The 11545-nt window shown below is 73.3% G+C and carries 11 protein-coding genes; 7 read left to right on the top strand and 4 right to left on the bottom strand.

The annotated features are described in order from the left end of the window. The first annotated feature begins 74 nt into the window (after window positions 1-74). Together ACIBBA_RS22015 and ACIBBA_RS22010 are read left to right on the top strand one after the other, a co-directional pair. Window positions 75-629 carry a GNAT family N-acetyltransferase gene (locus tag ACIBBA_RS22015; protein ID WP_396699841.1) on the top strand — a complete coding sequence of 185 codons (555 nt, stop codon included), beginning with the start codon at window positions 75-77 and terminating at the stop codon, window positions 627-629. Beyond that, window positions 626-1156 carry a GNAT family N-acetyltransferase gene (locus tag ACIBBA_RS22010; protein WP_396699840.1) on the top strand — a complete coding sequence of 177 codons (531 nt, stop codon included), beginning with the start codon at window positions 626-628 and terminating at the stop codon, window positions 1154-1156. The genes ACIBBA_RS22015 and ACIBBA_RS22010 overlap by 4 nt, the downstream gene beginning before the upstream one ends. Before the next feature lie 39 nt (window positions 1157-1195). On the opposite strand, the gene ACIBBA_RS22005 is transcribed toward ACIBBA_RS22010, so the two are convergent. From ACIBBA_RS22005 to ACIBBA_RS21990, 4 genes are read right to left on the bottom strand one after another with little or no spacing between them, the layout of a single operon-like run. Next, window positions 1196-1969 carry an ABC transporter ATP-binding protein gene (locus ACIBBA_RS22005; RefSeq protein ID WP_396699839.1) on the bottom strand — a complete coding sequence of 258 codons (774 nt, stop codon included), beginning with the start codon at window positions 1967-1969 and terminating at the stop codon, window positions 1196-1198. Continuing rightward, on the bottom strand, window positions 1966-3039 hold the full coding sequence (locus ACIBBA_RS22000; RefSeq protein WP_396699838.1) for a FecCD family ABC transporter permease: 1074 nt from the start codon (window positions 3037-3039) through the stop codon (window positions 1966-1968). The genes ACIBBA_RS22005 and ACIBBA_RS22000 overlap by 4 nt, the downstream gene beginning before the upstream one ends. Before the next feature lie 4 nt (window positions 3040-3043). Next, window positions 3044-4051 (bottom strand): FecCD family ABC transporter permease, encoded by a 1008-nt coding sequence (locus tag ACIBBA_RS21995; RefSeq protein WP_396699837.1) that lies wholly within the window; start codon window positions 4049-4051, stop codon window positions 3044-3046. Window positions 4052-4082: 31 nt separating this feature from the next. After that, window positions 4083-5090, bottom strand: coding sequence for an ABC transporter substrate-binding protein (locus tag ACIBBA_RS21990; protein WP_396699836.1), 1008 nt, complete (start codon window positions 5088-5090; stop codon window positions 4083-4085). Window positions 5091-5191: 101 nt separating this feature from the next. Between ACIBBA_RS21990 and ACIBBA_RS21985 the strand changes: the two genes are divergently transcribed. From ACIBBA_RS21985 to ACIBBA_RS21965, 5 genes are all read left to right on the top strand, one after another. Next, window positions 5192-5902: a siderophore-interacting protein gene (locus ACIBBA_RS21985; RefSeq protein WP_396699835.1), complete on the top strand. Its 711-nt coding sequence runs from the start codon at window positions 5192-5194 to the stop codon at window positions 5900-5902. Between the two features lie 105 nt (window positions 5903-6007). After that, window positions 6008-7183, top strand: a complete 1176-nt coding sequence (locus ACIBBA_RS21980; protein WP_396699834.1) for an acetyl-CoA carboxylase biotin carboxylase subunit family protein — start codon at window positions 6008-6010, stop codon at window positions 7181-7183. Beyond that, window positions 7180-8808, top strand: coding sequence for an IucA/IucC family protein (locus ACIBBA_RS21975; protein WP_396699833.1), 1629 nt, complete (start codon window positions 7180-7182; stop codon window positions 8806-8808). Before ACIBBA_RS21980 ends, ACIBBA_RS21975 begins: the two co-directional genes overlap by 4 nt. Further along, window positions 8805-10403, top strand: a complete 1599-nt coding sequence (locus ACIBBA_RS21970; protein WP_396699832.1) for an IucA/IucC family protein — start codon at window positions 8805-8807, stop codon at window positions 10401-10403. The genes ACIBBA_RS21975 and ACIBBA_RS21970 overlap by 4 nt, the downstream gene beginning before the upstream one ends. Further along, a complete protein-coding gene (locus ACIBBA_RS21965; RefSeq protein ID WP_396699831.1) occupies window positions 10400-11545 on the top strand; it encodes an alanine racemase in 1146 nt (381 codons plus the stop codon). The genes ACIBBA_RS21970 and ACIBBA_RS21965 overlap by 4 nt, the downstream gene beginning before the upstream one ends.

Below are 11545 nucleotides of genomic sequence, written 5' to 3'. Positions count from 1 at the left end.
GGTGGGCGGATCTTGCTTGCCGAGGGGAAGCTCCATCTGGTTAGGTAAGCCTAACCGAACTTGGAGAGTGTCAGATGCAGCAGGACGACCGGGAGAGCAGCGTCGTCATCACCGACGAGGTCGATCTGGACGCGCTCGCCGACGTCTACCGCCGGGTGCACGCCGCCGACCTGCACCTGACCGACCACAGCGACCCCACCGTCGAGGACCGTCTGCGCTGGACGGCCGAGGCGCCCGGTTTCCAGGCCGCGGTCGGCTATGTCGGCGGCGAGTTGGTCGGCACGGTGATGGGCTGCCCGCTGCCGGCCGAGACGCTCTGGTGGCGCGACCTCTTCTCTGCGGAGGACCCGGACCTGGTCGCCGAGTGGTCGGGCCGGACCTTCGCGATCTGTGAGGCGTTCGTGCTGCCGGAGCATCGGCGGCACCGCCTGGGTCTGCGGATGACGGCCGACCTGCTGGCCCAGCGCCCGGAGGAGCGGGTCTCGCTCGCGGTCGCCGAGACCAACACCCGGGTCTGGCGGTCGTTGCAGGGACTGAAGTTCCGGCACGTCGGCGACCTGGAGCCGTACCCCGGCTGGCGCTCGCACCGGATGCTGGTCCGGTCGCTGCCGTTGCAGGCGTCCCGGTGAGCGCCTACACCGAGGACCTTCCCGGCCTCGGACGGTTCACCCTGGTCCCGCTCGACCCGTCAGAACACCTCGACACCGTGCACCGCTGGGTCACCGAGCCGCGCGCCGAATTCTGGGGTATGACCGGCTACACCCGTGACGAGGTCCGCGAGGTCTACGAGTTCGTCGACGGGCTCACCACCCACCACGCCTACCTGATGCTGCTCGACGAGGTGCCGGCGGGCATCTTCCAGACCTACGAGCCCGCGGCCGATCCGATCGGAGAGTTCTATCCGGTGCGGGACGGCGACTTCGGCATCCACCTGTTCGTCGCCCCGGCCGAGCGGGAGATCCCCGGCTTCACCGGCACGATCGCCGGCGCGCTGACCCGGTTCGTCTTCCAGGAACCGGGCCGACGCCGCATCGTGGTCGAGCCGGACGCCCGCAACGAACGCGCGCTGCGCCGGTGGAAGCGGCTGGGGTTCACCTTCGGCGCGGTGGTGCAGACCCCGCACAAGCCGGCGCAGCTCGCCTTCCTCGGCCGCTGAGACGAGCAGCAGCCCCGGCGCCTGTCGGGGCGGCCTGGATCAGGCGGGCACGATCATCGGGGTGCCGCTGACCGGGTCCGGCACGACGAGGCAGCTGAGGCCGAAGACCTTCTCGACCAGCTCGGCGGTGACCACGTCGGTGGGGGCTCCCTCGGCGACGATGGAGCCGTCCGCCATTGCGATGAGGTGGTCGCAGAAGCGGCCGGCGAGGTTGAGATCGTGCAGGACGATGACGATCGTCTTGCCGGATTCCGCGTTCAGCCTGCGCAGCAGTCGCAGCAGCTCGACCTGGTGGTTGATGTCCAGGTAGGTGGTGGGCTCGTCGAGCAGCAGCAGATCGGTGTCCTGGGCCAGGGCCATGGCGACCCAGACGCGTTGGCGCTGCCCGCCGGAGAGCTCCCGGATCGGACGGTTGATCAGCTCCGCGCTGCCGGTGGCCTCCAGTGCTCGGGCGACCGCCTCGTGGTCGTGCTCCGTCCACCGCCGGAACCAGCCCTGGTGGGGGTAGCGGTCCCGGGCGACGAGGTCGGCGACCGTGATGCCGTCCGGCGCGACGGGGGTCTGCGGGAGCAGGCCGAGCACCTTCGCCACGTCGAGGGTGCGCAGCTCGGCGAGGGCCTTGCCGTCGAGGTAGACGGCGCCGCCACGGGGTGCGAGCAGCCGGGCCATGCCACGCAGCAAGGTCGACTTCCCGCAGGCGTTCGCGCCGACGATCGCGGTGATCCGGCCGTCGGGCACCTCGACGTCGAGGTTGCTGACGACGGTCCGCTCGTCGTACCCGAGGGTCAGGTTCTCGGTGCGCAGTCGGGTCATCCGCCCGCTCCTTGCCGGTTGGTGGTGATCAGCAGCCACAGCAGATAGGGAGCACCGACCGCGCCGGTCACCACGCCGGTGGGCAGCGGTGTGGGCAGCAGGTGCACGGCGACGAGGTCGGCGAGGAGCAGTAGCGCGGCACCGACCAGTGCGGCGGGGAGGATCCCGCCGGTGGCCGGGCCGAGGAGCCGGTTGGCGATCGGTCCGGCGACGAGCGCCACGAAGACGATGGGGCCGGCCACGGACACCGCCAGGGCGACCAGTGCGATCGCGGTGCCGAGCAGGGCTGCGCGACTGAGCTCCGCCGGGGTGCCCAACGTACGCGCGGTGTCGTCGCCGAGTTCGAGGGCACGCAGCGGTCGCTGGAGCAGTATCGCGAGGGGCAGCAGCACCAGCAGGGCGCCGATGAGCAGCCGCAGTTCGCTGGTGCTGGCCTGACCGATGGAGCCGGTCAGCCAGTGCGTGGCCTGTCGGGCCTCGGAGAGCTGCGCCCGGGTGAGCACGTAGCCGATGAGGCCGTCGAAGAAGACCGCCACGCCGATGCCGATCAGGATGAAGCGGTAGCCGCTGACCCCGTCGCGCCAGGCCAGCAGGTACATCAGCAGGGCGGCGACGATCGCCCCGCCGAGGGCGAGCCCGCTGATGGCGAGCCCGGTGGCCTGCAGGAGCACGATGCCGGCGACCGCGGCGAGCCCGGCTCCGGAGGTGATGCCGACGAAGTCCGGGGAGGCGAGCGGGTTGCGGAGCAGCTGCTGGAAGATCGTCCCGGAGGCGCCCAACGCGAGTCCGACCGCCAGGGCCGAGGCGGCCGTCGGTAGCCGCAGGCCGCGCACGACGAAGTCGACGCTGGGGTTGTCGGAGAGGTGCAGCACCGAGGCGATGACCTCGCTCGCCCAGATCCGGAAGCTGCCGACCATCATGGTGAGCACGAAGAGCGCGGCCACGGCCACGGCCAGGCCGCAGGTCACCACGACCGACCGGGCGACCCGACGCCGCCGGTTGCCGCGCAGCGCCGCCGCCACGTCGAGCGGGGTGACCGCGGTGTCCGTCGTGGTCGTCGTTGTCGTCATCCGCTCACACCTCCGACAGCCGGGCGTAGCGCACCACCGCGACGAACGCGGGCGCGCCGAGCACCCCGAGAACCACGCCGACCTGCAACTCGTCCGGAGCCGCCGCCACGCGGCCGAGCACGTCGGCGAGCAGTAGCACGATGGGGGCGAGCAGCATCGAGTACGGCAGGATCCACCGGTAGTCGGGGCCGCAGACGAACCGGGCCAGGTGTGGCACGACGAGCCCGATGAAGACGATCGGTCCGCAGGCGGCGGTGGCCGCGCCGGCGAGCACCGCCACCACGGCGAAGGCGGCCACCCGGGTGCGGGTGACGTTCTGGCCGAGGCCGCGGGCGGTGTCCTCGCCGAGCGCGAGGCCGTTGAGGGCACGCCCGAAACCGAGCGACGCGGCCAGGCCGAGCAGCAGGAACGGCGCCACCCCGGTCAGGATCGGGGCGTACCGGCCGGCGAGCGACCCGACCTGCCAGAACCGCAGTTCGTTGAGGGCGACCACGTTCGTCATCATGATGCCGGTGGTCACCGAGACCAGGCCGGCGGTGACAGCCGCCCCGGCCAGGGCCAGCTTGACCGGGGTGGCGCCCTCCCGGCCCAGCGACGCGATCGCGTACACCAGCGCGAGCGCCGCGATCGCTCCGGCGAACGCGAACCAGACGTAGACGCCGACGCCGCGTACGCCGAGCACGGTGATGGCGAAGACCACGAAGGCGGCCGCACCGGAGTTGATGCCCATGATTCCCGCGTCGGCGAGCGGGTTGCGGGTGACGCCCTGCAGGATCGCCCCGGCGACCCCGAGCGCGGCGCCGACCAGGATGCCCAGCAGGGTGCGGGGCACCCGCAGCTCCAGCGTCACCGTGTCGGCGATCGATCCGTCAGCGCCCAGGCTGCCCAGCGCGCGGAGCACCTCGGACAGGCCGATCGAGCGCGCGCCCATCGTCACGCTCAGGAACGCGACGACGGCGAGGACCGCGCAGAGCGCGACGAGCCCCGGCCCGAGGGCCGAGGCGCGCCGCACGTCGGGTGTCCCGGTGCGCGTCGCGTACCGGCTAGTTGCCGACATTCGGATCCGCGGCCTTGACCGCCTCGGTCAGCTTGTCCAGCTCGGTGGCGAAGTCGCCGTACGTGTGCAACCAGAACGCCGGCCAGGAGACGGCCGCGCCGGCCTTCGCTGCCTTGATCTTGAACCAGGTCGGCTGCTTCTTGCCCCACTCGGCGTTGACGGTGGGCGTGTGGGAGCGACCGTCCCACAGGATCAGGTCCGGCTGGTACTTGTCCGCGTTCTCCCAGCTGAGGTTCTCCCAGTACGGAAAGCCCGGGTCCGGGCTGGCCGGGTTGAGCACCTTCAGCCCCCAGCTCTGCAGGTCCAGCAGCTCGGGCGCGTACTCGGGGTTGGCCACGTACACCTTCTCGTCGGTGGGCGACATGGCCGCCACCGTGAGGTCGGACTTGCCCGCGACCGCCTCCTTGAACCTGGCGACCGACTCCTCGAAGCGCTTCTTGTTGGCCGCGATCTCAGGGCTGTCGACCTTGGCGCCGAGGCTCCTGGCGAGCGACTCGTACCCCTCGGCCAGCGCCACGATCGACTTGCCCTGCGAGACCCCGACGACGGGGGCCAGCTCGGCGAGCTTCTTGCTCTTCTCGTCGACGCCTTCCTCCATGCCGCTGTGCGCCTTCTCGGCCGGCCACCAGTCCCCGACGATCAGGTCCGGCCGCAGGGCGGCGGCCCTCTCCACGTCGATCTTGCCCCACTCCTGGCCGAGGATCTCGATGCCGGTGAGGTCGAGGTTCTTCAGGTTGGCGTCGGTCTTGACCGACTCGTCCGCGTAGACCCCCACCGGTTTGATGCCGAACGACATGAGTGCCGCGGCCTCACCGGCGTGGGCGATGATCCGGGTCGGGGTCTTGTCAGCCTTGACCACCTGGCCGGACCCGTCGGTGAAGGACCAGGGACCGGCAGCGGCGGCGGAGGTCTCGCCGGTGTCGGTGTTGCTGCCACAGCCGGCGAGCACGGCGCTCAGCGCCACCACCGCCAGGATCGGACGCCATGCGCGCATGGTGAGGTCTTCCGTTCTCTGAGTGTTGGGGAACCCCCCATGGTTGAAAGTTAGGCTAGGCTACCCTCCCCTAACAAAGGCTTACCTTACCTGGAGGGTGCGTGAAGCGGAACTGGGAGGGCCTGGTGCTCAAGGCCATGGGAGGCCGGGACTTCCGGTTGACCGTGCTGGGCACCGAGTCGGTCGACGGGCACTATCAGCGGCTGCTCGTGGACGGCGGCGGTCTGCTGGAGGCGTGCGGGGTGCACCCGACGATGTGGGTGCGACTGTGGTTCGACAACGACGGCCGGCCCCACCAGCGTGCGTACACATTGGTCGATCCCGACCCGGCCACCGGCCGGTTCAGCCTCGAGTTCGCCCTGCACGACGGCTGCGCCGCCCGCTGGGCCACCGCGGCGCGGGTCGGCGACACCATCGACGCGACGGTGCAGGGCAGCGCGTTCCGCCTCCCCGACCCCGCACCCGGGCACCTCTACCTGATCGGCGACGCCTCCGCGCTGCCCGCGGTGAACAGCCTGCTCGACGCCGGCGCCGACATCCCGGCGACGGTCTGGCTGGAGTACGCCCACGAGGGCGAGCAGGTGCTCGCCCCGCGCGCGCGGGCGCACCACGACGTCACCTGGGTGCCTCGCCGCGATGCCGGCGAGCACCTGGTCGAGACCGTCCGCGCCGCCCTGCCCGCCAGCGACACCGCCCACTACTGGGTGGCCGGCGAGGCGGCCAACACCCGCAGCATCTCCCGGCACATCCGCCGTACTCTGGGCGTCGGCAAGCACCAGCTCACCAGCCTCGGCTACTGGAGAGCCACGTGAACCGACGTCCCGGGCTCCGGACCGCGCTGCCGGCGGCCACGGAGGTCACTCCTGTCAGGTTGATTCACCGGATCGCGGACGGTCAGTCCCGTCGACGGAGGTGAGATGCGGCTGTACCTCACCGCGCTCAATCCCACCGACGCCGTCCTGGAGGGATTCCTGCCGGCGGCGGCCGCACTCGGCCTGTCGGTCACCGTGCTGACCGACCGCCCCGACCAGTGGCCGGCCGGCGTGCCGGTCAGCGGATGCGCGGTCCGCGACCCGGCGGCGGTGCTCGCGGCGACGGCAGCGGACCGACCGGCGGCGTTGTTCTCCAACAGCGATCACCTGCAGGAGGCGACCGCGCTCGCCGCGCGGAAGCTCGGCCTGCCCGCGAAGGAGCCCGGCGCGGCCCGGCGCTGCAAGGACAAGGCCGCGGCCCGGCAGGCGATCGCCGCCGCCGGTCTCGACCGGGTGAGCGCCGTCGTGGTCGACCCCGATACGACACCGGCGGTGCCGGACGAGATGTTTCCGGCGGTCGTCAAACCCCGCGACGGCGTGGCGAGCGAGGACGTCTACCTGGTCACCGACCACCGGGAGCTGACCGCGCGGATCGCCGAGATCCGCCAGCGCCGACCAGACGTCGCGCTGATGGTCGAGGAGTACCTCGCGGGCGAGTTGCGTACCCATGAGACCCTCGGCGACGCGACGACGCTGGCCGTCCTCGGCGGCTGGCGTACCGGTCTCGGCCCGCCACCGACCTTCACCGAGGTCAGCCTCGACTGGTCGCCGGCGCAGGAGCGGGTCAGCGCCCAGGTGAGGGCGCAGCTGGACGCGCTCGGCGTCGGCTTCGGCGCGTGCCACACCGAGTACGTCGTGCAGGACGGCCGGGTCCGGCTGATCGAGGTGAACTACCGGCTGATCGGCGACCGGATGGACCTGATCCTCGCGGAGCTGCTCGGCGTACCGCTGTTCGAGCACGTCATCCGGCTGCACCTGGGCGAACCGCTGACCGCGCTGGAGCTGCCCGCCCCCGCCGCGAGCAACCGGTACGCCCGGGTCGAGTACGTCTGCGCGGACCGCCCCGGCCGGCTGGTCGCGGCCCCCGACCGGCTGGACGCGGTGCATGACGGCGTCCACCTGGCCTGCCGACCGCTGCGCGAGATCGGGCGCAGCGCCGACCGGACCGGGACCAACCGCGACTATCTGGCCGTGCTGCACGCCATCGGCCCCGACGAGAGCAGCGTCCGTGCGGCGCTGGCCGCCTTCCGGGACGACCTCCGCTGGACCATCGCCGGATGACCGACGACACCGAGCGGGAACTGTTCGCCAGAGTGCTCGACGCCCTGCTGCGCGAGGACCACCTCGGGCTGCTCAGCCGGGGCCGGCCGGCCGGCGCCGACTGGTGGGAGGTCCCGCACGCCAACGGGCTGCTGCGGATGCCCGTCCGCAGGGACGGCTTCCAGCAGAGCTTCCGCATGGCCGAGCCGCGGTTGCACGTCGTCGGCGCGGCGGCGCCCGTGCGTCAGGTCGACACCGTGGACGGTCTGCTGACCCTGCTCGCACCCCACACCGACCCCGACGCGGAGGCCGGTTGGCGGACCTTCGCCGCCGAGTGCCGCGCCGACCTGCGGGCTCGGCGCCTCACCGCCCGGGCCCGCCCCCGGGTGTACGCCTCGGTGGCCGCCGAACGGGCTCTCACCCGCACCGGCATGCCGGCGGCGCTGCTCGACGACGTGCTCGCCGCGCACGCCGGGCACCCCGTCTATCCCACCGACCGCTGCCGGCACGGCCTCGGCGACGACGAACTGCTCCGCTATGCGCCCGAACACGCGCCCCGCTTCCCGTTGCGCTGGCACGCCGTTCCCGCCGACACGGTGGGGCTCACCGGTGAACTGCCGTCGTGGTGGCCACGGGCGGAACGGACCGACCAGCCGCTGATGCCGGTGCACCCGCTCACCGCCGCGCGCGACGCGCTGCCGGTGGCGGACCAGCCGGTGATCGCCGTGCGGCCCACCCTCTCCATGCGGACCGTGGCGCTCGAGCACGACCCGTACACCCACCTGAAGCTGCCGCTGCCCACCGCGACCCTCGGCGCCCGCAACCGGCGGACGCTGCACCCGGACACGCTCGCCGACGGAGCGGCCGTCGCCGGGCTGCTCGACCGGATCGCCGCAACGGAACCGGCCTTCGCCGGCCGGATCCGGCACGTTGACGAGGGCACGTACGCGCACGTCGGCGGCGACGAGCGACTGAGCTTTCTGCTGCGCCGATTCCCGCGCGACCTGGCCGGGGCGCAGGTGGTGCCGGTGGCGGCCCTCGCCGCGACCGACCCCGTGGCGGGCACCGTCGCCGAGCGGGTCAGCGACGGCAGGCCCGGAGCGCTGATCGGGTCCTACCTGGACCTGCTGCTCGACTGGCACGTCTGCCTCTGGCTGCGGTACGGAGTCGCCCTCGAGGCACATCCGCAGAACATCCACCTGCTGGTCCGCCCGGACCGGTCGGTGGGTCTGCTCTACAAGGACAACGACGGCGCCCGCCTGGACCCCCGACACCGCGGGCCCGGCGGGCTCACGCTGCGCGACGAGCGGATGTGGGCACACGATCCGCAGGAACTCGCCGACGTGTTCGTCACGATCAGCCTGCACCTGGCCGCGGCGGCGCCCCTGCTCGCCCTCGCCGCCCGAGGGGTGAGCGTGCCGTCGCCGGCCGCCGCGTTGGCGCCTCGGCTGGCCGCCGCCCGCGACCGGTGGGGCGCCGGGCCGGCGGCGCGCCTGCTCACCGAGCGGGTGCTGGACGCCGCCCGGCTGCCGATCAAGGCGATGCTCACGGCCGGCACCCTCCTGCCCAAGCAGCGACTGGGCTGCGCCGACGTGAACAAGTACTACCGGCGCACCGGACCGAACTACCTGCGGGAGACGTCATGACGTGCACCGGGTTGCGCTCCCGGCCGGGCCCCGACACCGACCGGCTCGCGGACCTCGCCGCGGCCCACGCCGTCTTCGGCTGCCTGCTGCGCGAGGTCGCCCAGCCCGACGGCGACGCGAGCGTGACGGGCCGGGCGGTGCGCCTGCGGCTGCGGCACCTCGACGTGACACTGCGCTGCGCCCTCGCGCGGGCCTCACCGCTCGGTGCGCACCGCTACACCGGGCCGGTGCAGCGGTTGGCCGCCGGCGACCAGTGGGAGGATCTCGACGCGGCGCAGCTGGCCGAGCAGGTCGCGGCGGAGCTCACCGCCCGCACCGGCCTGGTGAACGACGAGTTCGTCGGGCAGATCCGGGCCAGCCGCGACACGGTCGCGCGGCTGCTGGCCGGGCGGCCGGCGCAGGATCCCAGCCCGACCGGCGACGCGGCCGTCGACGCCTACGTGGACTCCGAGCAGTCACTGCTCTTCGGCCATCCGCACCATCCCGCCCCGAAGTGGCGCAGCGGGGATCCGGACGGCTGGCGGGCGTACGCGCCGGAACTGCGCACCGCTTTCCGGCTGCACTGGCTCGCGATCCCGGACGAGCGGGTGGCCGGCGCCGGGCCGTTCGATCCGCTCATCGAGGCCCTCGACCCGCCGCGGGCACCCGCCGGGCACCAGGTGCTGCCGGTGCATCCCTGGCAGCTGTCGCTGGTCCCGCCGGTGCATCCGTGGGCTCTGCAGCTGGGCCCGGCCGGCGTCCCGGTGCGGCCGACGGCCAGCGTCCGCACCCTCTACGCCCCGATGGCCGACCTGTTCGTCAAGACCAGCCTGCACGTGCGGATCACCAACTGCCTGCGCAAGAACGCGCGGTACGAACTCACCGGAGCGGTGGCCCTCACCGGGCTGCTCGCCACCGTGCCGCTGCCGGCCGGGGTCGCGCTGCTCACCGAGCCCGCCTACCGCACGGTCGACGTGCCGGGCGCGGACGAGGCGTACGGAACGATCCTGCGAACCGGCCTGCGCCCGCACCTGCGCCCCGGGGAGACCCCGCTGTTGGCGGCCGCGCTGGCCGCCGCGCCGCTCGCGGTGCCGGACCCGGTGGCCTGGTGGCGCGCGTACGTCGGACTGCTGGTGCCGGCGGTGCTGCGCTCCTGGCTCCGCCACGGCGTCGTGTACGAGGCGCACCTGCAGAACGTGGTCGTGCTGCTCGACCGGGCCCGCCGGCCGGTGCGGATGCTGCTGCGCGACCTGGAGGGGGTGAAGCTGGACGCCGACCGGTTGGCGACCTGGCCGGACGGTGTTCCACCGCAGGCGCGCTACCGCGCTTCGGACGCCCGCCACCGGATCGTCTACTGCCTGTTCGTCAACCACCTGGCCGGCGTCTGCGGGGCGCTCGCCGACGCCCGGCCGGGCATCGAGCCGCGCCTGTGGCAGGAACTGGGCGAGGTCGTCGCGGACGTGGCCGCCGACCTGGGCGACCCGCCCGAGCTGCGTCAGCTGCTGCGCGGGGAACCGCTGGTGGCCAAGGCGAACCTGCTGGTCCGCTGGCGGCGTGATCCTGACCGTGCCGCGCCTTTCGTGCCGGTGCCCAACCCGATCGGCGTGCTCCGGTGACCGGACCGGTCTACGTCCACGACCTCGACGGGCTCGCCGCGCACGCCCGGTCCATCCGGTCGGCGTTGCCGCGCCGGGTCGAGCTGCTCTACGCCGTCAAGGCGAACCCGGACGCCGACGTGCTGCGGACCCTGGCCCCGGCCGTCGACGGGTTCGAGACCGCCAGCCGCGGCGAGCTGCGCAGGCTGGCCGAGGTGCTGCCCGGCCGGGCGCCGGCCGCGTACGCCGGACCGGGCAAGACCGACGAGGATCTCGTCGCGGCGCTCGCCGCCGGGGTGCACCGCATCCACGTCGAGTCGCCGACCGAGCTGCGGCGCCTCGGCGCGCTGGCCCTCGCCGCGGGCACCACGGCCCAGGTGCTGCTCCGGGTGAACCTGCCGGTCGCCGCGCCCGGGGCGAGCCTGGTCATGGGGGGCGGGCCGAGCCCGTTCGGCATGGACCCGGTCGACGCGGTGCGGTGCGCCCGGCGCCCGCCCGAAGGTGTCGAGGTGCGGGGGGTGCACGCACACCTGGCCAGCGGTCTGGACGCCCCGCTGGCCGGGGAGGTCGCCGCCGAGGTGGTGCGCTGGTCGGTCGGGCAGCTCGACGCGGCCGAGGTCGACGTCGGCGGCGGCATGGCGGTGGACTACCGCCACCCGGCGGCCCGGTTCGACTGGGCCGGTTACGGCCGGGCGCTGGCCGACATCCTCGGGGCGTACCCCGGGCTGCGACTGCGGATCGAGCCGGGCCGGTCGGTCACCGCCTACTGCGGGTCGTACCTGACCGAGGTCATCGACGTGAAGCGGTCGCACGGCGAGTGGTTCGTGGTGGTGGCGGGCGGCACGCATCACCTGCGCACGCCCGCGGCGAAGGGGCATCCGCAGCCGTTCACCGTGCACCGGCGACCGGGAGGCGCCGGTCCGCGCACCGACGGCGGCCCGGTCACCGTCGTGGGCCAGCTGTGCACCCCCAAGGACGTGCTGTCCCGCTCGGCCGACGCCGGGCCGGTCGGCGTGGGGGACGTGCTGGTCTTCGCCATGGCCGGCGCGTACGCCTGGAACATCAGCCACCGCGACTTCCTGCTGCACGACCCGCCGCGGTTCCGCCTCGGTGATCCGCACCGGGTGGCCGCCGAGTGGGCGGCCCGACCGGTGCCGGCTTGA

Origin of the sequence: Micromonospora sp. NPDC051006, from assembly GCF_044456245.1 — a bacterium.
Classification (GTDB): Bacteria; Actinomycetota; Actinomycetes; order Mycobacteriales; family Micromonosporaceae; genus Micromonospora.
The sequence above is the reverse complement of the archived record's forward strand: the minus strand, read 5'-3'. Positions and strand labels throughout refer to the sequence as shown.